28 protein-coding genes are annotated in these 20,537 nt (G+C 32.4%); 27 read left to right on the top strand and 1 reads right to left on the bottom strand.

Going from position 1 to position 20,537, the window contains the following annotated elements:
• The first annotated feature begins 95 nt into the window (after positions 1–95).
• From FORMB_RS08135 to FORMB_RS08060, 16 genes are all read left to right on the top strand, one after another.
• Positions 96–308, top strand: a complete 213-nt coding sequence (locus FORMB_RS08135; protein WP_069676981.1) for a hypothetical protein — start codon at positions 96–98, stop codon at positions 306–308.
• Entirely contained in the window at positions 298–651 is a 354-nt protein-coding gene (locus FORMB_RS08130; RefSeq protein WP_069676980.1) for an NTF2-like N-terminal transpeptidase domain-containing protein, read from the top strand. Before FORMB_RS08135 ends, FORMB_RS08130 begins: the two co-directional genes overlap by 11 nt.
• Complete coding sequence (locus FORMB_RS08125; RefSeq protein WP_069676979.1) at positions 652–903, top strand: hypothetical protein; 252 nt, start codon at positions 652–654, stop codon at positions 901–903.
• Between the two features lies 1 nt (position 904).
• A complete protein-coding gene (locus tag FORMB_RS08120) occupies positions 905–1,183 on the top strand; it encodes a hypothetical protein (RefSeq protein WP_069676978.1) in 279 nt (92 codons plus the stop codon).
• Positions 1,176–2,222 carry a hypothetical protein gene (locus FORMB_RS08115; protein ID WP_069676977.1) on the top strand — a complete coding sequence of 349 codons (1,047 nt, stop codon included), beginning with the start codon at positions 1,176–1,178 and terminating at the stop codon, positions 2,220–2,222. Before FORMB_RS08120 ends, FORMB_RS08115 begins: the two co-directional genes overlap by 8 nt.
• Positions 2,206–2,544: a hypothetical protein gene (locus tag FORMB_RS08110; RefSeq protein ID WP_069676976.1), complete on the top strand. Its 339-nt coding sequence runs from the start codon at positions 2,206–2,208 to the stop codon at positions 2,542–2,544. The genes FORMB_RS08115 and FORMB_RS08110 overlap by 17 nt, the downstream gene beginning before the upstream one ends.
• A 72-nt stretch (positions 2,545–2,616) precedes the next feature.
• Positions 2,617–3,303 carry a hypothetical protein gene (locus FORMB_RS08105; protein ID WP_069676975.1) on the top strand — a complete coding sequence of 229 codons (687 nt, stop codon included), beginning with the start codon at positions 2,617–2,619 and terminating at the stop codon, positions 3,301–3,303.
• Between the two features lie 16 nt (positions 3,304–3,319).
• Positions 3,320–3,691: a hypothetical protein gene (locus FORMB_RS08100; RefSeq protein ID WP_069676974.1), complete on the top strand. Its 372-nt coding sequence runs from the start codon at positions 3,320–3,322 to the stop codon at positions 3,689–3,691.
• A gap of 1 nt (position 3,692) precedes the next feature.
• Positions 3,693–4,991, top strand: coding sequence for a major capsid protein (locus FORMB_RS08095; protein WP_069676973.1), 1,299 nt, complete (start codon positions 3,693–3,695; stop codon positions 4,989–4,991).
• The gene (locus FORMB_RS08090) at positions 4,991–5,317 is read left to right on the top strand and encodes a DUF6706 family protein (RefSeq protein WP_069676972.1); all 327 of its coding nucleotides are present in this window, start codon (positions 4,991–4,993) and stop codon (positions 5,315–5,317) included. The genes FORMB_RS08095 and FORMB_RS08090 overlap by 1 nt, the downstream gene beginning before the upstream one ends.
• Positions 5,310–5,591, top strand: coding sequence for a hypothetical protein (locus FORMB_RS08085; protein WP_069676971.1), 282 nt, complete (start codon positions 5,310–5,312; stop codon positions 5,589–5,591). The genes FORMB_RS08090 and FORMB_RS08085 overlap by 8 nt, the downstream gene beginning before the upstream one ends.
• The gene (locus FORMB_RS08080) at positions 5,579–6,007 is read left to right on the top strand and encodes a hypothetical protein (RefSeq protein WP_083243937.1); all 429 of its coding nucleotides are present in this window, start codon (positions 5,579–5,581) and stop codon (positions 6,005–6,007) included. The genes FORMB_RS08085 and FORMB_RS08080 overlap by 13 nt, the downstream gene beginning before the upstream one ends.
• On the top strand, positions 5,997–6,383 hold the full coding sequence (locus FORMB_RS08075) for a hypothetical protein (RefSeq protein ID WP_157498105.1): 387 nt from the start codon (positions 5,997–5,999) through the stop codon (positions 6,381–6,383). The genes FORMB_RS08080 and FORMB_RS08075 overlap by 11 nt, the downstream gene beginning before the upstream one ends.
• A 3-nt stretch (positions 6,384–6,386) precedes the next feature.
• The gene (locus FORMB_RS08070) at positions 6,387–6,896 is read left to right on the top strand and encodes a hypothetical protein (RefSeq protein ID WP_069676969.1); all 510 of its coding nucleotides are present in this window, start codon (positions 6,387–6,389) and stop codon (positions 6,894–6,896) included.
• A gap of 39 nt (positions 6,897–6,935) precedes the next feature.
• Positions 6,936–7,409, top strand: coding sequence for a hypothetical protein (locus tag FORMB_RS08065; protein ID WP_069676968.1), 474 nt, complete (start codon positions 6,936–6,938; stop codon positions 7,407–7,409).
• A gap of 159 nt (positions 7,410–7,568) precedes the next feature.
• Positions 7,569–8,138, top strand: coding sequence for a hypothetical protein (locus FORMB_RS08060; protein WP_069676967.1), 570 nt, complete (start codon positions 7,569–7,571; stop codon positions 8,136–8,138).
• Here the strand turns inward: FORMB_RS08060 and FORMB_RS08055 are convergent.
• Positions 8,128–8,571: a hypothetical protein gene (locus FORMB_RS08055; RefSeq protein WP_069676966.1), complete on the bottom strand. Its 444-nt coding sequence runs from the start codon at positions 8,569–8,571 to the stop codon at positions 8,128–8,130. The two genes, FORMB_RS08060 and FORMB_RS08055, sit on opposite strands and share 11 nt — an antisense overlap.
• 86 nt (positions 8,572–8,657) lie before the next feature.
• On the opposite strand from FORMB_RS08055, the gene FORMB_RS08050 reads away from it, so the two are divergent.
• The 11 genes from FORMB_RS08050 to FORMB_RS08000 all read left to right on the top strand — a co-directional run bounded on the left by FORMB_RS08050 (position 8,658) and on the right by FORMB_RS08000 (position 20,536).
• Positions 8,658–12,407 carry a phage tail tape measure protein gene (locus FORMB_RS08050; protein ID WP_069676965.1) on the top strand — a complete coding sequence of 1,250 codons (3,750 nt, stop codon included), beginning with the start codon at positions 8,658–8,660 and terminating at the stop codon, positions 12,405–12,407.
• Between the two features lie 4 nt (positions 12,408–12,411).
• Entirely contained in the window at positions 12,412–12,660 is a 249-nt protein-coding gene (locus FORMB_RS08045; RefSeq protein ID WP_069676964.1) for a hypothetical protein, read from the top strand.
• A complete protein-coding gene (locus tag FORMB_RS08040) occupies positions 12,660–13,466 on the top strand; it encodes a hypothetical protein (RefSeq protein ID WP_069676963.1) in 807 nt (268 codons plus the stop codon). Before FORMB_RS08045 ends, FORMB_RS08040 begins: the two co-directional genes overlap by 1 nt.
• A 7-nt stretch (positions 13,467–13,473) precedes the next feature.
• Positions 13,474–14,100, top strand: a complete 627-nt coding sequence (locus FORMB_RS08035; RefSeq protein ID WP_069676962.1) for a hypothetical protein — start codon at positions 13,474–13,476, stop codon at positions 14,098–14,100.
• Positions 14,097–14,606: a hypothetical protein gene (locus FORMB_RS08030; protein ID WP_069676961.1), complete on the top strand. Its 510-nt coding sequence runs from the start codon at positions 14,097–14,099 to the stop codon at positions 14,604–14,606. The genes FORMB_RS08035 and FORMB_RS08030 overlap by 4 nt, the downstream gene beginning before the upstream one ends.
• On the top strand, positions 14,606–18,253 hold the full coding sequence (locus FORMB_RS13145; protein ID WP_069676960.1) for a phage tail protein: 3,648 nt from the start codon (positions 14,606–14,608) through the stop codon (positions 18,251–18,253). The genes FORMB_RS08030 and FORMB_RS13145 overlap by 1 nt, the downstream gene beginning before the upstream one ends.
• Positions 18,250–18,564 (top strand): hypothetical protein, encoded by a 315-nt coding sequence (locus FORMB_RS13245; RefSeq protein ID WP_069676959.1) that lies wholly within the window; start codon positions 18,250–18,252, stop codon positions 18,562–18,564. Before FORMB_RS13145 ends, FORMB_RS13245 begins: the two co-directional genes overlap by 4 nt.
• 93 nt (positions 18,565–18,657) lie before the next feature.
• A complete protein-coding gene (locus tag FORMB_RS08015; RefSeq protein ID WP_069676958.1) occupies positions 18,658–19,230 on the top strand; it encodes a hypothetical protein in 573 nt (190 codons plus the stop codon).
• On the top strand, positions 19,230–19,619 hold the full coding sequence (locus FORMB_RS08010; RefSeq protein ID WP_069676957.1) for a hypothetical protein: 390 nt from the start codon (positions 19,230–19,232) through the stop codon (positions 19,617–19,619). Before FORMB_RS08015 ends, FORMB_RS08010 begins: the two co-directional genes overlap by 1 nt.
• The gene (locus FORMB_RS08005; protein ID WP_157498104.1) at positions 19,600–19,965 is read left to right on the top strand and encodes a hypothetical protein; all 366 of its coding nucleotides are present in this window, start codon (positions 19,600–19,602) and stop codon (positions 19,963–19,965) included. Before FORMB_RS08010 ends, FORMB_RS08005 begins: the two co-directional genes overlap by 20 nt.
• Positions 19,949–20,536 (top strand): hypothetical protein, encoded by a 588-nt coding sequence (locus FORMB_RS08000; protein WP_069676955.1) that lies wholly within the window; start codon positions 19,949–19,951, stop codon positions 20,534–20,536. Before FORMB_RS08005 ends, FORMB_RS08000 begins: the two co-directional genes overlap by 17 nt.
• Position 20,537: the final 1 nt, after the last annotated feature.

Genomic DNA, 20,537 nt, shown 5'->3' with positions numbered 1-20,537 from the left:
ATAAACAAAGAGAGAGGTTTGAAGATAGTTTACAGAAAGAAGTTTAAGTACAATGGAAGAAAAACATACGCTTCTACCAAAAGATGTAAAATGAAATGAAAGAATTAAAAATCCCTTTTAGCATTGGTCAAACAGTATTTTTTAAAACTGATGAAGAGCAAAAGAAACATATTGTTACTGGAATTATTATTAGAAGTACAGGAATAGTAATTGAGGTTTCAAGTAATGGTTATGAGGTTAGCGCCTATGACTTTGAATTAACTACAAAACAAAATGTACTAGTAAAATTAGGCATAGATGAAGGATAAAGCTAAAGCAATAATAGAACACTTTCTAAATACTTGGAAGTCTAACAACTTTACTGGAATGTATGAATTAACACAACAAACGTGGAAATCCAAGCATTCCAAAAAACAGTTTAAAAAACTTCTTACAATCAAAGGAAGTAATCCTAGTAGGCTAAAGTCTTTCAAGGTTACTGAAATAAAAGAATTCATGCCAACCGTTTATGATGCTGATATAGTGCTGATGATTGGCGGTAATAGAAAAAAGGTAACTGCTAGGCTAGTATGTGAAACAGAACCTTATAAGCCATCTGTCGATGGAGAGTTTGGAGTTAATCCGATAAGTTTAATTAAAAATCTTTACTAAATGAAACCTAAAAAATTTAAACAAGCTACAATCGAACTAAAAAAGCCAACATCAATGACTGATGAAGAATGCGGAAGTCTATATGTTTTGCAAACAGAAAGAGGCGAATGTATTTCATTATGGACCACATCCTTTTGGGAAAGACTTAAATTTCTTTTTCACGGAAAATTATGGCTAGGTGTACATAGTGGCGAAACACAACCTCCAGTATGGCTAGATTGTACAAAATCAATATTCATAAAATCAAAATAAAATGGACACTAAACAGGAAAACAAAAAAACGGTAAAAGAGAACAAAAACGAAAAAGCCATCGCTACTATTTTAAAAAATAGAGGCTTCGATTCTCATGTAGTAATCAACAAAACAGATGACGTATTATTAGTAGCCTATGGTTATAAAAATCACAAGCTATCGGAATTAATTAAGCACGATTTTAAAGCAAAAACAAATGATACAACTATTGTAAATGGTGAGTTAGGTTTTAATGAATTTGTAGAAAGAGTAAAAGCACTTCATTCATTACATGCCTAATCACAAAGAACTACTTCAATTACTCATTAAACAAGATAGGTCATTAAGCCGTATCTATTCTGCTATGGCAAGAGAGCTTGCTATTGTGCTAAAAAAGTACAAGGTGCATAACAATTCAAAACTCTGGTTTAAAAATGTAGCAGTTAGAAAAGAAGTTGATGTAGTTCTTAAAAAGTATCAAAAAGTTGTACTTGGTTATATTTCCAATAATGTGAAAGATGCTTGGGATTTATCCAACAATCATAATGATGCGTTTGTTGATGGTTATTTAAAAGGAATTGAAATTACTGATAAAGACATTTTTTACCAACGAAATATACAAGCTTTAACCTCATTTATTCAACGAGGTAAAAATGGATTTCAATTATCTGATAGAGTTTGGAATTTAACTGCCAAGACACGAGAGCAGTTGGAATACTTTATAGCCGAAGGATTAACAGAAGGTCGGTCAGCTGTCAAATTAGCAACTGACATAAAAAGATATTTAAGAGAACCCGAAAAAAGGTTTCGCAGGATCCGTGATAAAGAAACAGGAAAACTAAAATTAAGTAATCCTGCAAAAGATTACCGTCCTGGTCGTGGTGTTTATAGAAGTAGCTATAAGAATGCTTTGAGGTTAGCTAGAAATGAAATAAATATCGCTTATCGAACAGCAGATAATGAACGTAGAAAGCAACTGTCTTTTGTAACTGGTGTTGAAGTGCACCTATCCCCTGCACATCCGCAGTATGATATATGTGACGAATTGCAAGGCGAATACCCTAAAGAATTTGTCTTTACTGGTTGGCACCCTAACTGTTTGTGTTTTACCACTTCTAAATTATTACCAAAAGAGGAATTTATAAAGCAATTGCGAGGTGAAAAGATAAGCGCTAAGAGAACAGTTAAATCAATTCCAAAAAGAGCAAAAAAGTATTTGAAAAAAGATTTTCAAAAATTGAGTAAACTAAAAAGTAAACCATATTTCATAGAAGATAATTTTAAGCAAACCAAAGACGGTTACATTTTAAAACAGGCATTAATTGAGACTAAAGAGTAACATAATTGAAAAGGCAGAAAGTTATATTGAAAAAAATGATTTAGGTATTTCTCCTGAAGAAATGTTTATTGAATTTCAAGAGATGTATCAGTTACATATCGAGTTTGATAATTACGTAAAAGAGAATGGACTGAATAAAAAATTGGAACAGATGCAAAGAAATAAAAGACTATTAGAAAAAAGAAAACTATTTGTTGAATGGTATTTTGTAAAAACTCAAGATGACCTCTCAGTAAAAGAAGCTTTTATAAATCTTTCAGAAATGATATTTGCATCTACAAAAACAGTTCAAAAAGACTTATTAAAGGAAGCTACGGACTAAACTATTGTAATTCCTTTATCACTTTACAGAGCATATATACTTTTATCACTAACAATAATAAAATTAAGTATTATGCTAAAAAAGAAACTCAAAAAAGCACTCAAAAAAGCAGGGCTTAACGAGGGGCTTGCAGAATTAATCAACATTACTTCGGAAGACCAAATCGATGACATTGTTAATCAATTGCAAACATCTCAATCATCAGACGATGATGTACTGGACTTCGAGGAAATATTAAAATCAGAAGCATTTGAAGAGTTTGTTCAAGAAAGTGGGTTTGATAAAGTTTTAGACTTTTCAAAAACATTACAAAGTGAACATGATCGAAAAGTTACCAAAGGTATTGCAACTGGTTTAGATAACTTCCTTAAAAAGAAAGGTGGGAAATCAAAAAAAGAGGGTGGTAAAGAATCAAACTCTGCAGAAGATGATAACACACCTGATTATGCTAAAGCTATATTAGAAAGGCTTGAAAAAATTGAAAACGGTAACAAGAAATCAGAGTTTTCTGAAAAAGTTACCGAAGCTTTAAAGGATTCTAAATTACCAGATAGTTTAAAAACTAAATGGGCATCTAGAGTTATTGAAGGTGATGTCTCAATTGAAAAGCAAGTTAAGGCTTTAGAAGAAGAGCAACAGGAGTTGTACAAAACATTTGTCGGAGAAAACGCAGGAAGTGGACTACCATCAGGCGGTCCTTCTGATAAAAAAGTATCAGACGAAGAAGTTGGTGAATTAGTAGAAGGCTTAGGAATTTAACATTAAAATTTAAAAAATGGCAACAGCAAATTTAAGTAAAAACAATGGTACAGTTAACACTACAAATGATAGTGTTGTAATTGTGCAAAATTTAGATGGCTTGCCAGGAGGTAGAACTTTAAATGTTACAGGATTCCCAGATAGTGAGATATCGGCAGGTCATGTAATTATTAAAGAAACTGCAACTGGCAAATACAAGCCCTTACCTGTGGACGGCACAAAGCCAGCAGGACATGACTATGCAGGGTATTTAGTAGCTTCTTTAAGTGTTGAAAATGCACAAGCAGCTATTATGTACGCAGGAACTGTAAACGAAGCTTATTGTAAATATCCAATACCTACAGAAGCGAAAACGAGTATTAACCGAGTAACAATTATAAACGAATAAGATGGTAGCTTCAATATTTCAAGGATTAATTGCTAAATATTTTCCAAGTTTAGCAAAGAAAATCACAGAAAAAGTAAATGATAAATCTGAGGAAATTCAGTACGAACACAAAAAGTATCTGAAAAAGGATTTTTCAACAGACATGAAGTGGCAATCTCTTTCAACTAATACGAATGTAGTTGCTGCAGATGTAGTCTCTTTAGACTCACCTCTTTCACCTAAAAAACGTGGTTCTTACGGTTCTGCTGAAGGTGAAGTACCAAAATTAGGGATGTTAAAGTCTCTTAATGAAAGTATGTTACAGGCTTTAAAGAACCTGAAAGCACGAGGTAAGAAAGAATCTGAAATGGTTAAAAAGCTATTTCAAGATGCTGCAGATGGTATCAAAGGTGTGTATGAGCGTTTAGACATAATGTTCTTACAAGCCTTATCTACTGGCGTAACTGTAATTGATGATGAAAATAATACTGGAACTGGTATTCGTATCGACTTTGGTATTTCAGAAAAAAATCAATTTGGAGTTAAAGCTGCATGGAATAAAGCAACTGCAACACCAATAGATGATATTGAGAACATCTTAACCAACGCTAGAAACGCAGGCCATGTTCTTAAATACATTTGGATAGATAAGGTTACTTATAATGCTTTTAAAGCCAATGAACAGGTTAAAAAAGCATTTGCCGGATTCTTAAAAACAAATTCAGATTACATCTTTAGAGTTACAAGAGAAGAGTTGCAAAACTTTATTTCTGAGGAATTTGGCTTAACAATTATCATTATTGATAAAGTGGTTCAAATTGAAAAAGGAGGTAAACGTGTAGCTGTAGAACCTTGGCAACGAGGAAATGTAACATTTACAACTTCAACAGATCTAGGCACATTAACATATGGTGAATTAGCCGAAGTGGACCATCCTGTTAAAGATGTCGAATATAGCACAGTAGATGACTTTATTTTAGTTTCATTATTCCGTACAAATAATCCATTAAAAGAGAATACAAGTGTACAAGCATTAGCTATTCCTGTTCTTGATAATGTGGATTCAATATTTATTATGGACACAAATGAAGCCGAAGAATTAGACGCTACTGATGATGAAACACAAGGCGGTAGCGGTACAGATGCTAATATTACTATTTGGGGTCAATCTTTAGTGAAAGCTACAGTTATATCCAAATATAATGAGTTAGTAGATGAAGATGTATCTGCTGATATTACTGATGCTGATTTGATTGATGAAATCAATGAGCTTTCAGATGAAGAAGTAGAATTACTAAAAGATGAATTAGGCATTGCTTAATGACGATTTTAGAAGCCATACAAGCTAATCCTGTTTTTACAGATGTATCTGTAAATCATATCCAATCTGTTTTAGGTAGCCGTTCCATTGATGGGTCGGCTACTTATTCAGAAAGTTCTTTGAAAGATGTTGAATTGGCTACAGCTGATTTATATTCTGCCATGGCATTAATTCCTGACTTTAAAGAAGGTCAATTATCCCTAAAGTATAATCCTGCTTTATTGAAAGAAAGAGCAAAGGCTTTATACTACAAGTATAATGATCCTAAAGTAGAGGAATTAGAACCTAAACCAATTAATGTAGGTATTTCCTCAGAAGATGTTTAACAGATATCCTCATACTGGAAAAATTGTTATTAGTAAAGAAACTGATAACGGTACTGGAATACCTGAATTAACCGATACAGAAATCGAAATAATTGGAAGGTATGAGCCATCAGGACAAAACAAGGCTTTAGATTATTCGGCAAAGTTTTATTGTAAATCTAATGACATTAGTCAATTTGAAGTAGATGGTAAAATATTCCTATACCAGGATAAGCAATTTAAAATTGTACAGCTACATAATTATCAATCACATTGTGAGATATGGCTGGAATAAGAGGCTTAAGGGCTTTATTTACTGGTAGACAATTTCAAAATGTATTTGACCAATTTCAACAAGAGGTTGATAGAAAAACATTAGAAGCTTATCAGTTTATTGGTGAAACATTTGTGAATGAAGCACGAATAAGTGGTAATTACACAGACCGAACTGGGAATCTAAGAAGTTCAATAGGCTACATTATTTTACTTAATGGTAAAGTAGTTGAGCAAAACTTTGAAGGTAATTCAAAAGGGCAAAGTCAAGGAAAGAAAGTAGCCGAAGAAGTTGCAAATCAATATCCTGATGGGTATGTATTGATAGGGGTTGCAGGAATGCAATATGCAGCTTATGTGGAAGCTAAAAACTTTGACGTAATAACAGGGTCGGCACCTGAAAAAGAACTATTAATATCAATATTAAGTGAAATCTAGTTTTGACATATTATCAGCGTTGTATCAAATACTAAATGTATCTGAAGTTAATGACAATCTTTCAGGTAAGATTTACATAGGCGATATTCCAGATACTGACCAAAAGGAAGATATATCTATAAAGACTTTAAGTAATCCTAATAGATACCTTCAAAATGGTTTTATAAACTTGAATATTCACGTAAAAGAGATAAGCTCAGGAAGGGCAAATTTGGCAAAGTTCAAACAAATAATAAATGCTGTTATTCCTTTGGTAAAAGATGTAAAGCATCTAGGTTATTCATTTCAAATAGATGATGACAAAGGTGTATTCAAGGACCAAGATAGAGACAGTATTTATTTCTATAATTTAAAATTAAAATTTCAAACATTATAAAAAATGGCAAAAGAAGACAATATTAGAGGCGTTGAAAAAATCGAAATCGGTTTACCTGGAGACGGGGTAGTAGGCGCATCTTTAACGGAATTCAAAGCGGTTGTTTTAAATTCTCTATCCTTAACAGGTAGTGAAGCAAACGAAGAAACTATTAAAACAGAGCAAGATGATAGTTACCTATCTATAAATACTGATTCTACTCCTGCAACTTCAACATTCAAATTGTATGAAGTTACTGGTGCAAGTGCAGTAATGCTTATGGGTGGTTCTTGGGATGCAGGATCTAAAACTTGGAGCGCACCAAAGACAGCTCCTAATAAATACCTTTCAGTAGTAATTACTGATATTGCAGGAAACAAGATTACGTTTCCATACGCAAAGGTTTCTGCAAAATTTGAAGGTAATATCACTAAAGGCGAATTGCTTTCAGTAGACATTACTATAACTGCTAATACTCCTATATCATCAACAGATGTAGAAGGTGCTCCTTATGAGGTTGCATTTGCAGCATAATCAACAAAATTAAGGGGCTTAAATGCCCCTTTTTTAGATATGGATAAACAGAAACAGGATTTACTACAGGCTTTAATTGAGAAACCATCAACTTACGAAATTCAGGTTTCAGATAATTCTATGCTTCCAGATAATATTAAGAAGCGTAAAACATTATCATTCACAATAAAACCACCTACTATAGAGATATTAGCAAAATGTGCATTACCTGCACTTAAAATACCTGAGAGTATTCGAGAATCCAAAGAATTAAAATTGGACGAAGCTATTGAATATAGAAATGAGATGGCAGAAGTTTTTGCTATTTTGGCACACGGTAAAGCAACGGATTTTCCTAGTTGGTATGTGCCTTTCGTTTTGAATAATTTGACACCAAAAGAACTGTATATGCTGTTTTATGAAAGTGTCTTAAAGTTGCAGACCGATTTTTTTTTAAACTCTTTCCAAATTGCAAATCAGAACAATCCGATGATGATGAACCAAATAAACGATTCAATCCCTACCAATTCATAGGTAGCGTTTGTAATTATTATCATTTCAGTTATGACTTTGCATTTAAAGAGATATCGTTTCAGAACTTGCTAATGCTATCTGCAAGTGTGCCTAAATACAAGTCAAAAAAGGATAAAAAGAAGAAAAAACCACAAACATTAACTGAAATACTTAAAAGCCATGGAAGGTAAATTTAAGGTTGTACTCAAAAGACTAAAGGATGCTAAATTAGATGAGAATATTTTATGCTCTAAATTTTGGCGCAGGATAATTGCTTTATCTAAAAATTTCAATGAAAAGGATTGCTGGTCCATTATGGTTGATAATATAGAGTGGCTTCTAAATACAGGCACAATGACATCAGATGATCTAGTTTCGTGGTTTACAGAAAAGCAATTAAACGAACATGGTATTTATAGCACAGGAACTCATAAAATAGTTGATAGAATTGCTATTGGAATAAAAGATGCTAAATTTGAAGCTTCTGGCCATAGCCGTATTGCTCTTTTTGGTAATGCGTTTTGTGAAGCTTTTGATACAACATTTGTAACTGGATTTCAAAATAGTTCATTTGAAATCAAAAACTGCACAGGCGAAGCATTTGGAAATTGTAAAGTGGTCGCTAGAGATTTTTCAAAAGTAGAAGCTTGGGATAATTCAACAGTAAAAGCAGAAACCTATTCTTTTGTATTGGCACATGGTAATGCACAGGTCCAGAATTCAGAGAATAGCCATACTATTATTGTTTAGAAATAATATCGCCAATACTGTATTTGTCAACGAAATCGTAGAGGTCTTTATCCTTTAATTCAAAATCAACACATTCATTTTTACTCTTTAAAAAGAATCGATTTCCTTCACGCTTATAGTATTTGAATTTAGTGTCGGAAGGCTGTAAATCTAAGGTGTCTAAAACAGATTTAAGATTTGATTTTCGTTTTAAATCTGCTAGAAACATAAATCTATATGGTTCTACTTCTTTGTCTTTATAATAGGCTTTAGTGTTTTTCCATTGCAGTACATTAAGCCTAAAAAGAGGAAACCATTTTGTATAGGCACTCATTTCTTCATTGGTTTCTAGCTTAATTTCTTTACCATCATAAACGCCACCAAGAGATAATGCGCATTCAAGTGCTTTACTAAAGTTCTTTGATTTGCTTTTGCCTATAATGAGTGTGTACATACAATCGTTGGAAACTACGGATATAAGCCACTAAAATACTTCATTTATAAAGCCTCTACAAATACTTTTAATGAAAATATAAACAGATGGGTATTGTTAGAGGAGATAATTCTTTATTTTTTGCTACAGCTTTAGATAATTCAGGTTTACAACGTGGAAGTTTAGATGCTGTAAATATAATTCAAGGTTTAGGTAATAAAATATCTAAAATAAATCCTTGGGCTGCATTAGCTGTAGCAGCTGTCGCTGCATTTACTGTTATTGCAAATGAAGGTTATAAAATGGCAAAAAGTTTTGAATCTGCTATGGCAGAAGTAAAGACTATTGCCAATGTTTCAGATAAGGATTTCAAAAAGTTAGAAAAAAATGTCTTTGACATATATAAGCAACTAGGAACAGAACCGCCAGATAAACTCGCAAATGGTTTATATGAGATAATAGGTGCAGGGTTTGAAGCAGGAGATGCTTTAAAAATACTAGAAATATCATCTAAAGCTGCAACTGCAGGTGTTACAGAAACAGCAGTAGCATCAGATGGGCTTACCACTATTTTAAACGCTTTCAAACTTACTGCAGAAGATGCACAAGCAGTAGCAGATGTTATGTTTGCTACCGTAGACCGTGGTAAAATTTCATTTGAAGAATTATCAAGTCAAATAGCTATAGTTGCTCCAATAGCAGCCGCAAGTAATATTTCCTTTCAAGAAATAGGTGCAGCCATATCTACACTTACCAAACAAGGAACTCCTGCTAGTGTAGCAATGACCCAAATTAGAAGTGCTATTATATCTACAAATGAAGTTTTAGGAGATGGTGCATTTAAAACGCTTTCACTACAAGAGGGTTTTCAGAAAATGTATGAATCTGCGGATGGTAGCCAAAACAAACTAAAAGAACTTGCAGGAAGAATAGAAGCTGTAAATGGTATCATTGGTATTGCAGGACCAAATCTGAAAGGTGCAACTGGAGATTTAGATGCTATGGCTAAGTCGGCAGGAAGTGTTGATAGGTCTTTTAAAACTATTACATCTACTACTGCAAATCAATGGGAAATATTTGGCAATAAAATTAAAGCATCTACTAAAGGTATTGGTGATACTATCCTTGCTATGAGTAATGGTGTTGCTAGAGGGCTAAATAAATTAATAGATGGTAATGAATCCGTAGTTGATTCTCTTAGAGAGCATAGAAAAAAATTAAACGATTTAACTTTTGAATACAATGACCACAATACCTCAGTAGAAAGAAAAAGGGAAATTTTAGAAGAGCTTAAAAAGATTAATCCTGCTATTGTTAGCGGTCTTGGTAAAGAAGGTGATGAGTATGTATTATTGAACAATCAACTTAGCGCTTACAATGAGTTATTGACTTCAAGAATTGGTTTAGAAAAAGAACTAAATAAAATCAAAGAACTTAATGAAACCAAAGATGCTCTAAAAAATTCTGTAATTGATTTAGAGACAAGAGCAAAAGATATTATTAGAAGTTTAAGTGCTTCATTCAATAACGGTCAGATTGACTCTTCCGGATTTAGCGATGTATTAAATACAAAGTTTGAAAGCAATATTCAAAAATTAAATGAACTACGTAAAGTAATCAATAAAGAAAGTAATAGAACAAATGAAATTATTTTTGATTCCACTACAAAAGGTTTTGCATTTTCAGCAGCCGAAAGAGATCTTGAGCGTTATAAAAAAAGAATAAAAGAAACTTCTAACGAAATTAGTGAAGAGCAGGCTAGAATTAATAATAAGCTTGTAACTGCAATAGAAGTTGATGATGATAAAAAAAATCAAGTTTTAGAACTTCTTAAAGCTTATAAAGACATTGGTAAAGTATCAAATCAATTAGGTGGCAATGGTTTTGATGTTAGATTGGTAGATGATGCAGAAATTCAAAAACAAATTAAATTAATTGATGGTGTTAATAATGAAATCAAAAAGATAAAAGAAATAACATCAGTAGAATACAAAAAAGATAAAGCAATATTAGATGAATATTTGAACTCTAAAAATTCAAGAATAAAAGAAGCTGCAGAAAAACAAAAAGATTTTTTTGAATTTAAAATACCTACAACAGGTAAAGATGATAGAACTGATATTGAAAGATTTGAAGACTTACTTAATGAGCGAAAAAAGGAATATGAAAGTTACAATAATTTTGTTAATCAATTAGGCAAAGAAGCTGCAGATAAGGAATTTGAAACCTTATTAAAGCAAGGTGATAACTATACTGAATATTTAAGAAATCAGTTAAAGGAATTTCAAGACAATGAAATCAAAAAGAAAACTATTGTTGATGTTGCATCAAATAGTGATGTTAGATTAACTCCACGTGAAAAAATAGAGCCTATTAATTTTATTAAGCCAGCGCCAATTGTTCTTGATGTTAAAATAGACACCACTTCTATAAATGCAATAAATAGAAGATTAAATAAATTAACACGAGATGCTGAAAAGGCTCAAACAGATGCCGAAAGAAGATTAATAGCTGTTAAAATAGATGCTGAAAAAGAAAAATTAAAAGCTGCTAGAAGACATATAGATGGCGAAGAAGATTTATACGAAAACTTAACTCGTACTATTGAAAGTCTTTCTTTTAAAGAACTACGCACAAGAATAGCTAATAAAAAACGAGAATTAGCAGAAAAACTTAAAGATGAGAAAAAGTATGCTCAAGAAATAATAAAACTTCAAGGTGAAATCGCAGAAGCTGAACAGGAAATAGGTAACAAAACATCGGATTTTATAAGTGATATTACAGGGGTTTTAGGAGAAGCATCAGCCTTATTCAGAAAGTTTGGCGATGAAGATACAGCTCAACTACTAGATCAGTTAGCAGGAGTTGCAGAAGGCGCAGGAAAAATAGCAGAAGGTTTTGCATCTGGAAACCCTTTAGCAATTCTACAAGGTGGTTTAAAGGTTCTTAATTCAGCACTAACTGTAGAAATTGTATCAGATACTGCCAAGTTTGAAGAAGCTATAAAAGAACTTGAAAAAGCCATTGATAAACTAGATTATGTAATCTCAAAAAGTGTAGGAAACGATAAAATCACAGGAAGAAAACAAGCTATTGATGACCTTAAAGAACTTGAAAAACAAGCCGATTTAGCCAAACAAGCTGAACTAGAAGCAAGAAAAGAAGTCAAATTTTTAGGTATTCGTATTGGTAAAAAAGGAAAAGGAAGTGGAACGGATCCTGCCAAGTTAGAAGAACTTGAACAAAAAGCAGAAGAAGCTCGTAGAAAAGCCCAAGAACTTAGAGAACAATTAGACGAACTTTATACAGGCACTACACAGGCAACTATTGTAGACAGTATTATATCTGGTCTTAAAGAAGGCAAACGAACAGTAGCTGACTTTGCAAATAATTTTAAGGACCTAATGCAAGATGCAATGTTACAAGCTTTCCAAATAAAATACCTAGAGAAAGAGATTGAAAAGTTTTACGATGCCTTTGCAGATGCAGGTTCGGACAGCAACTATACTGCAGATGAAATAGATGCATTACGTAACCTTTACAATCAAATGATACAAGGTGCTCAAGATGATTTAGATGCTATCAATCAAATATTAGAAGATAGTGGTATTGGTAGTTTAGGAAGTGAAGATAACCAACAACCAGGATTAGCAGGTGCAATATCTAATATAACAGAAGACCAAGCAAATATTATGGCTGGTACTTTAAACAGTATGAGAATTGACATTCAAAATGGTTTGGAAGCAGCTCAACAAAGCCTAGTCTACTTATCACAGATAGCACAAAATACATCATACAACCATCACTTAGAGGTAATGGAATTAAGATTAACAAGTATTGAAACATTATTATCATAATACTATGAAATTAATACAAGAAACTCCAACAGCTAAAATCTATTTAGGAAAATTCCAAGGAAAACCATGTAGATATATTGAAGACAAAAAAACAGGAGAAAGAACTTTGAGTTTAGAGGATGTAGCAAAATGTTTAGGCTTTAAAAATAGTCAAGAAATGTTTTCAAATGATAAAATGCTTGATGCATTAGGAAAAGCTTTAAAAAAAGACCCAAAGGCAATTCGAGATACTATCTACATTGATAAGGAATAATGGAAAAATTAAACAACAAGCTGTTAAGTTACTATGGTCTTATTCTAGTCGGATATAATGGCATTTTAGATATGCCTTCAAGATTAGGCGATACTTTCTATGACTGGGGTGATTGGCAACAGCCTTTAGTGGATGATGAAGATATATTTTGGAAGTCTAAAGAATTTAGTTTGAATGTTGTTTTTGATGAAAGGCGAACCAATAAAACATTAAAATCAATTGTAAATGAAATATCAAATTTACCTGAATGTTTACTAGAATCTAAATATGGAAATTTCCAAGTAAAAGTAAAAGCTATTCAAAAAGTAAATTCTTATGAGAATATTACAAAGCTTTCAATACTATTTAATGAACGCATACCACAATTAAATGCAACCTTATTAGGTCCAGTAGGTGGCAATGGTTTACTGATAGATGGATATGATTTTAAAAAGGACTTTGGTATAGTAATCCGTAAGGTAAAGCCATTAGATTATGTACCAATTACAAAGCAATTATCAACAACTGTTTTTAATACATCGCAAATACTATCTGACCATAGAAATTTTAAAGTTTTTGAATTGGATTGTGCAATGGCATATTCTAGTGCGAGTGAATTAAAGGAAACTACGGATAAATTTAAAAAATTACTATCACTAGGTGGCTACCGTGTAATAACTTTCGAGAATGAAAGCTACAACTGTTTTTTAACAGAAGGTTTTAAGGTTGTATTTGTAGGTGAGAATGTAATTAAATTCAAATTACTACTAAATATAACTGCCAATTTTGTTGATAGTGGATTTGTAGCATCAGGATTTGTAAACTAAAGAAAAAATGAATCAAAATAATATACGCCAACATAACGGAACAACTTTTACAGTACCTGAAGCTGCTGCATGGTTAAAGGAATTAGACGACAGAACAAAGTCTAGTGAAACAGGTTATAATTCTATTAATGAGTTAGCTGCCAAAGTAAAAACCAATGAGGCTATTTACAAAAATGGTATAACAACTCTAACTCCATTAGACGCACGAAATGTTTTTAGCGGAGGTGTTACAGGGTCAATAAAAATAACACTTCCTAATTCTTGGACTAACACAATGATAAAATTGTATGTAGAAATATATGACTATACAACAAATGAATCCATAAGTTTAATTGTATCGGGATATACTCCTACGGCAGCATCATGGTATAATACTTCGGTGCAAATCATCGCTTCTAAATTAGACAGAAATTTTACTGTTAGATTTGGGCATGATGGAACTAAATGTTGCTTTTATATCGGAGAACTCAATTCTACATGGAGTTACCCTAAAGTGGTTATAAAAGAATCTCTATTTTCTCATTACACCTATACTGCGCCTTATTGGTTAACAGGATGGAATGTTGCTCTTGAGACTTCAGCCTTTCAAAATATTACAAAAATACATACTAACAATTTACCTGTAGCACAATGAAATTAGTACAATTAAATAACAGTTATTCAAATCCTATTACAGGAGAAGCATTTAAAGACACATTTATAACAGATGGTGTATCTGCTGATGATTTTGATAGTAAAGAACTAAAAATATCTTTTCGTCTTAAACAAAAGATTATTGAAAAACAAATAACTCCTACAGAAGGAGGATTTGAAGAGAAAGATGTAGAGGTAATAAAAAAACTAGCTGAAACTACTTTAGTATTTGATGGCTCAGATACGCCTACTTACATTACCATTGATGGAGAAACTAAAGATTTGTTTGCTTACTTGGGTAATGGAGGAAAACTAAAAGGTGATGAATTAATCGAAGTTGGTTATCCCAATTATAATTCAGCCCAAAAGTATTTTACTGATAAAATAGGGGAGCCTGTCGATATTAATCCAGAGCTTGATGAAATGGGTCAATTACTTGTAAAAACATTTATTTTACAAAAGGTTATTATTAATGGCGAACCAATTGGTAAGCAATTTAAGTTTTAATGAAAGTCTACAGAGGCACATCCGAAATCATAGATGTTGTCATTGATAATAAAACTCAATTAAAACAGACTTTACAAGGCGAAGACTTTATCCAATGTAATTTTACAATGGATATTTTTTTCAACTTTAAAATTGGGGATTATGTCAATTGGCGTAATAAGCGCTATACTATTTTCAAACAACCATCTGAAAAAAAAGTACAATCAAATCAATTTCAATATAGTATTGATTTTGAAAGCGACCAGTATCGATTGATTAACTCAATGTATTTATTGGATGGTCAAGGAGAATTTTATTTGGTTGGCGATTTACAAAAGTTTACCAATTTAATTATTGTTAATCTTAATAGACTTGCAGGAGATGGGTATTATCAACTTGCTACAATGCCATCTACAGATGCTAAAAATCTAAACTTTACAAATAATAATTGTCTTAATGTCCTTCAAAATATAAGTAAAGAATTTAATAAGGAATTCTACTTTTCTGATGATGGCAAAACGATACATTTTGCAGATAAAATAGGTAGTGATTTAGGGCTTTCATTTGAGTTTAAAAATGGACTTCGAAATATTGAACGCCAAAAATTAACAGATCAAAACCTTGTAACTCGTCTTTACGCATTTGGTGGCACTAGAAATGTTACCAACGAGTATGGTAGTAAGCGATTAAAATTACCAAATTCGGATGGTTACATTGAGCAAAATACTAGCCTTTTTGGAATGATAGAGGGCGTTGTAAACTTTGAAGATGTTTATCCACATAGAGAAGGTACTGTAACCGCTTTAGGTGATGATATTTTCAAGTTTAATGATAATACTATTGATTTTGATGTAAACAATCAACTCATAGATGGTGTTACTGCAAAACTGACTTTTAATACTGGATTATTAGCAGGATATGAATTTGAGATAACTCAATTCACAAACTCATCTAAAGAATTTGTAATAATTCAATATGAAGATACAAATGGATTAGTATTGCCAAATGATGATTTAAAACCACAAGTAGACGATAAGTATGTGTTGCATGATATCGAAATGCCACAATCATATATTGATAATGCAGAACAGGAATTATTAACCAAGGCAAATGAATACTTAAGCGAAAATAGCTTGCCAAATGTCATTTACAATATAGTTCCAGATTATCCATTCTTGAGAAAGAATTTAATACAGCTAAATATTGGCGATATAATTGAGGTTTCTGATGCCGATTTTGGAGTATCATTTGAAACTAGAGTAATAAGTTTTACGCAAAGCATTGCTAACCCTTACCTATATTCTATGAAGGTTGGTGATAAAGTTTCAGTTGGCTACATTACTAGAGTGCTTTCTAATCAGTTAGAATTACAAAATTCAATAGCAATAGAGCGTTTTGATAGAACCGTACAGTATAATCAAATTCGTAGAAATCTGCGAAACATTGACGAGTTAAGAGATTCTTTGTTTGACCCTGACGGCTATTTTGATACAGACAACATAAGACCTTTAAGCATCGAAACCAGTATGCTCACAGTTGGCTCAAAAGGTCAACAATTTATAATTCGTAATCTTCTTATTGAAGCAAATTATGAAAGCAATCCAAATAAGGTTAGATGTGGCAATGGTACATTAGTTCATTTTACTATTAATGATGATAGTGTGAAAGAATGGAATCTTACAGGAAATATAGTTGTATTAGATACTCCGGAAACTCACTATTATATTTATGCTAAATGTGTAAAAGATGGTAATAATGGACTGTTTGAAATTTCAACTACCCAATACAATACAGAAGAATCTGATTATTACTACTTTTTAATAGGTGTAGTTCATTCCGTTGTAGATGATGTTAGAGGAATTAGTTTGACTTATGGTCAGACTACAATAAATGGAAAATTCATAACAACTGGTCGAGTTCAATCGATAGATGGCTTAAACTATTTTGATTTAGATTCTAATCAATTAAAAATAGGTAATAGTCAAGTTGGTATGGATTGGAATGTAACTAATCCTGACAAATTAACTATTCGAGGTGGTTTAGTTCAAAGCCCTGCAGGAGATGTATTTCCTATTGCAGTTTATCGTGGAGAATACGACCCTGCTGAATATTATTATTTAGGCGACCAAGTGAGCTACAATGGAAGCACTTATATATTTTCTAGTGAAACGCCACAAGTAGGCAAAGCACCTACAAATACAGATTACTGGGATGTTTCTGCAGAAGCAGGAGCATCAGGAGATAGTATTGCAATTCAATATTCTATTGATGGTACCAATTGGCATAACCCACCTTTTCAGGCTACTGATATTTATATGCGCCAAAGAGTTGGTAGTGGCTCATGGTCAGCAGCTATACAAATTGTTGGAGAAGATGGTTCTGATGGTTCTGCAGGAACGACTGGCAACTATATTGATTATGTTTTTAGGCGTTATCCTGTAAACTTTGTAGAAGATGGTTTTATAGCCGTAAGTTTTATAAACAACATCTATACTCTAACTGGAAATAATCCTGTTGGATGGTTTGATGCACCATCTGAAGGAACAGATCCTTTGTGGATGTCAAAAGCATTAAAAGATGCCGACGGAAATCTTTTAGAAAGTTGGTCTACTCCTGTTAGAATATCAGGTAATAATGGAGATAATGGCGAAGACGGACAGGATGGTCAAGATGGTGCTAATGGTCAAGACGGAAATGATGGACCAGGAATAGTTTATCGAGGTGTATTTAATCAAAGTACTTTATACTATAACAATGATATTCGTAGAGATGTAGTAAAATATAATGATGTTTATTATTTATACAATGGAACTAATGGAGTAGCCTTAGCATGGTCTGATGCAAACTGGGAAACGTTTGGTGCTCAATTTGAAAGTGTAGCCACAAACTTATTATTGGCAGAAAACGCCAACATTGCTGATTGGATTATTAAAGACGGTAAGATTACCTCACAAAACGAGTATAATGGAACTCCAAGAGCTCAATTTGATGGTGCTAACGGAAAGTTAACACTTGTTTCGCCAATGACTACTTATACAAATTCAGGAGGCACAAGAACTTACGAGCATACTTTAAAACTCGATAGTACTCAAGGTCGATTAGAGGCTAGACATACAGGCGATTCTTATCAAAATTCAGGTGTTTCTTATGTAGATAGCGAAGGTGTATTTGCCAATTTTGCAGGAACTCAAGCTTTACCTGCTAGTTCAGGAGTTGAAATAAAAGGAGCTGTCGTTGGACTTGGTTTTGGTAAATTAAATAGATCAGCTTATGGCGGTAATAATGCAATAGCAGGTGTTGTAGGTAGGGCTTCAAATTCAGCAAGTGACCCTGCTCCAGCTTATGGCGGATTATTCTTTGGATTAAAAACCTATGGACTATTCCTAAATGTAAAAACAGTAACAGGGTCTAGTCATACAATAAGTGGCACAGAAGATTATATTTCTTGCTACTATAACGGAACTACAAATGTTTATTTACCTACATCTAGTAGACATATTGGTAGAATGATTTATGTAAAGCGCATTAATGGAGGTGTAACTGTTCATGCAAATGGAGTAAATATTTTAACTCACACACAGGTAAGTAGTGTAGGTATTGCAGATGGAGATTGTTGGTTCTTTGTCTATGATGGTTCGTATTGGTGTGGTCAAAAATTAGTAAGATGATAATAGTAAGTAAATTTATAGTTAGAAAAGGGTATGCAGCAATGGCTATATTTCCTTTTATATTTTTCAAAAAGAAGGAATATATCAATCCTGTTAGATTAAACCACGAAAGAATACATTTAAGACAGCAATTAGAATTGCTTCTTATTTTCTTTTACTTATGGTACCTAATTGATTTCATAGTAAAATATGCGAAATATAGAAACTGGAAAACTGCATATAGAAATATCATTTTTGAAAGAGAAGCATACTCATTTGAAAAGGATCTGAATTATCTCAAAAAACGCAAGTTTTATAACTTCATTAGATAAAGAAGAGAACCTACGGATTTATCAAGCAATTCCATAATTAAAGCACTCATTTAATTTAGAAATTAGCATCTGAACATATTAAGGTGCTTGATAATGAGTGTAAATAACTTTTTTCATAAAGACATAAGTTTTCTATCTGAACATAGAAAATGGCTAATTAATTATTTAAAATTATACAATAGACCTCAATCAATAATTGATGTGTATTTATGGGCTTACGATTATTGTGTTCAGAATCCAGATAGTTATGATGGTGCCACGATGACCGAAGATTTAGCTTTTCATGGGCTTGAACCTGAAGCTATGCTACATGATGTTTTGTATGTCGCTTTAAATGTGGCAGGAAACTTCAAACACCAGTACATCGCAGATTTGATTATCAAAAAGGAAATGGAAGCTCACAAAAAGAGTTCTATTGAAACTGGTAAACGATTCTATTTGTTGCTACTTAAAATTCCATTATTCGTTCCATATGCTTATATAATTAAGAATAGAAAAATGAGCATAGATGATAAAAAAGAAATGCAAAATCTAAAAGAATTATTTCTTAAAGACTATAAGGTTAACTGGAAAAGAGAGCTTAAATGGGTTGCTGTAGTTATTATAATCATTTTGATTGTATTGTTTAGAGTTGATGTAAACAATCTGATAAAACTGTTTTTCTAATGGATGATTTTTTCAGCACCATAGCGCAGCTTATAATAGATAACGATTTATCAATAAAAAGGCACTCATACCTTTATATGATTCCTTGTGCAATTACAGTTTTATCATTCATTATACACTTACGTAGAGCTGTCATTAAATCTCCTTATGTGTTTACAAAAGTGTTTTGTCAATTCATTGTTTTTGGACTCGTATTCGAGAACATTGGAAACATAAAATACATTATTGATGTATGGAATAAAGAAAAGCTTATTGATGGAGTAAATATAATGTGGGTAACAATTATGCTCATTAGCGGAATAATTCAACTCGTAGCTCCATTATTTATAAAAGCTGCTGAAAAGTTTTACCTAAATAAATTAAATGAGAATGAATTTAGAAAATATTAAATTTTTACTAATAGGTACTGCTGTAGCTTTTGCAGGTGGCTTATTACGTGTTCTGATATCTATTCAGAACAAAGAGAAAAAACGTCCATGGGAACACCTTGTAACCTTGCTAATTGTAGTAATCGTTGGACTTACTATAAGTTACGCTTTACATCGAGCAAAACTCCATAACGAATGGTATTCGATGGGAATTCTATTTGTTCTTGGTTATGGCTATGATAAATTTCTAAAGATGATTACAACAAATGTTCCTAATTGGATTGATGTTGCAATGAAAGGTTATTTAGAAAAGCGCTATGGTGTAGATATGGATAAAAAAGAAAAGGAAGATGAAGACCAATATTAAATCATATACAGACAATCAGCTTCTTGAACAAGTTGAACGTATAGGTGGTACAATCCCAAATAGAGGAAAGTATCTAATAATTGGCGTGCAATCCCAAGAAGATGCCTTTAATGTGTTTGATGATAAATTCTATGTCTTTGATGGTCTTGATTTCAAACAAGTAAGTTCTGGAACTACCAATGCAGGAAAAACGGCATTATATTTTTATGACCAATACAATCTTCCTGGTGCTGCTATTTGGAAAACAGATGTATTCTATCCTAACCTATTTAAACGTGGTTATCATAAAGGCAGAATGAGAGCTTTACGCCAAAACAAGCCAATCTATTATTATAGAGATTCCGATAAAGACAAATTTTCAGAAGAGCAAGGAGAATTACACTTTGAAATCATCTATGCAAATATGCACGGAGTTGATTACAACCCTTATAGCGTAGCAAAAAAAGACTTTATAAATGGATGGTCTTTTGCGTGTCAAGTATGGAATAGAATGGGCGATTATCGTCAAATGGTTAATGCTGTTTGGAAACGGAATAAGCTTGTTGATTATGCATTATTAAAAGAATTTTAAA

Origin of the sequence: Formosa sp. Hel1_33_131, from assembly GCF_001735745.1 — a bacterium.
In the GTDB taxonomy this organism is placed as follows: Bacteria; Bacteroidota; Bacteroidia; order Flavobacteriales; family Flavobacteriaceae; genus Hel1-33-131.
This window is presented reverse-complemented; position numbering and strand designations above follow the sequence as displayed.

What these genes read in the sequence shown, in the direction of transcription:
- FORMB_RS08135 (WP_069676981.1), top strand. Translation starts at nt 96, where the DNA reads ATGAAAGAATTAAAAATCCCTTTTAGCATTGGTCAAACAGTATTTTTT.
- FORMB_RS08130 (WP_069676980.1), top strand. Translation starts at nt 298, where the DNA reads ATGAAGGATAAAGCTAAAGCAATAATAGAACACTTTCTAAATACTTGG.
- FORMB_RS08125 (WP_069676979.1), top strand. Translation starts at nt 652, where the DNA reads ATGAAACCTAAAAAATTTAAACAAGCTACAATCGAACTAAAAAAGCCA.
- FORMB_RS08120 (WP_069676978.1), top strand. Translation starts at nt 905, where the DNA reads ATGGACACTAAACAGGAAAACAAAAAAACGGTAAAAGAGAACAAAAAC.
- FORMB_RS08115 (WP_069676977.1), top strand. Translation starts at nt 1,176, where the DNA reads ATGCCTAATCACAAAGAACTACTTCAATTACTCATTAAACAAGATAGG.
- FORMB_RS08105 (WP_069676975.1), top strand. Translation starts at nt 2,617, where the DNA reads ATGCTAAAAAAGAAACTCAAAAAAGCACTCAAAAAAGCAGGGCTTAAC.
- FORMB_RS08100 (WP_069676974.1), top strand. Translation starts at nt 3,320, where the DNA reads ATGGCAACAGCAAATTTAAGTAAAAACAATGGTACAGTTAACACTACA.
- FORMB_RS08095 (WP_069676973.1), top strand. Translation starts at nt 3,693, where the DNA reads ATGGTAGCTTCAATATTTCAAGGATTAATTGCTAAATATTTTCCAAGT.
- FORMB_RS08090 (WP_069676972.1), top strand. Translation starts at nt 4,991, where the DNA reads ATGACGATTTTAGAAGCCATACAAGCTAATCCTGTTTTTACAGATGTA.
- FORMB_RS08085 (WP_069676971.1), top strand. Translation starts at nt 5,310, where the DNA reads ATGTTTAACAGATATCCTCATACTGGAAAAATTGTTATTAGTAAAGAA.
- FORMB_RS08080 (WP_083243937.1), top strand. Translation starts at nt 5,579, where the DNA reads ATGGCTGGAATAAGAGGCTTAAGGGCTTTATTTACTGGTAGACAATTT.
- FORMB_RS08070 (WP_069676969.1), top strand. Translation starts at nt 6,387, where the DNA reads ATGGCAAAAGAAGACAATATTAGAGGCGTTGAAAAAATCGAAATCGGT.
- FORMB_RS08065 (WP_069676968.1), top strand. Translation starts at nt 6,936, where the DNA reads ATGGATAAACAGAAACAGGATTTACTACAGGCTTTAATTGAGAAACCA.
- FORMB_RS08060 (WP_069676967.1), top strand. Translation starts at nt 7,569, where the DNA reads ATGGAAGGTAAATTTAAGGTTGTACTCAAAAGACTAAAGGATGCTAAA.
- FORMB_RS08055 (WP_069676966.1), bottom strand. Translation starts at nt 8,571, where the DNA reads ATGTACACACTCATTATAGGCAAAAGCAAATCAAAGAACTTTAGTAAA.
- FORMB_RS08050 (WP_069676965.1), top strand. Translation starts at nt 8,658, where the DNA reads ATGGGTATTGTTAGAGGAGATAATTCTTTATTTTTTGCTACAGCTTTA.
- FORMB_RS08045 (WP_069676964.1), top strand. Translation starts at nt 12,412, where the DNA reads ATGAAATTAATACAAGAAACTCCAACAGCTAAAATCTATTTAGGAAAA.
- FORMB_RS08040 (WP_069676963.1), top strand. Translation starts at nt 12,660, where the DNA reads ATGGAAAAATTAAACAACAAGCTGTTAAGTTACTATGGTCTTATTCTA.
- FORMB_RS08035 (WP_069676962.1), top strand. Translation starts at nt 13,474, where the DNA reads ATGAATCAAAATAATATACGCCAACATAACGGAACAACTTTTACAGTA.
- FORMB_RS08030 (WP_069676961.1), top strand. Translation starts at nt 14,097, where the DNA reads ATGAAATTAGTACAATTAAATAACAGTTATTCAAATCCTATTACAGGA.
- FORMB_RS13145 (WP_069676960.1), top strand. Translation starts at nt 14,606, where the DNA reads ATGAAAGTCTACAGAGGCACATCCGAAATCATAGATGTTGTCATTGAT.
- FORMB_RS13245 (WP_069676959.1), top strand. Translation starts at nt 18,250, where the DNA reads ATGATAATAGTAAGTAAATTTATAGTTAGAAAAGGGTATGCAGCAATG.
- FORMB_RS08015 (WP_069676958.1), top strand. Translation starts at nt 18,658, where the DNA reads ATGAGTGTAAATAACTTTTTTCATAAAGACATAAGTTTTCTATCTGAA.
- FORMB_RS08010 (WP_069676957.1), top strand. Translation starts at nt 19,230, where the DNA reads ATGGATGATTTTTTCAGCACCATAGCGCAGCTTATAATAGATAACGAT.
- FORMB_RS08005 (WP_157498104.1), top strand. Translation starts at nt 19,600, where the DNA reads ATGAATTTAGAAAATATTAAATTTTTACTAATAGGTACTGCTGTAGCT.
- FORMB_RS08000 (WP_069676955.1), top strand. Translation starts at nt 19,949, where the DNA reads ATGAAGACCAATATTAAATCATATACAGACAATCAGCTTCTTGAACAA.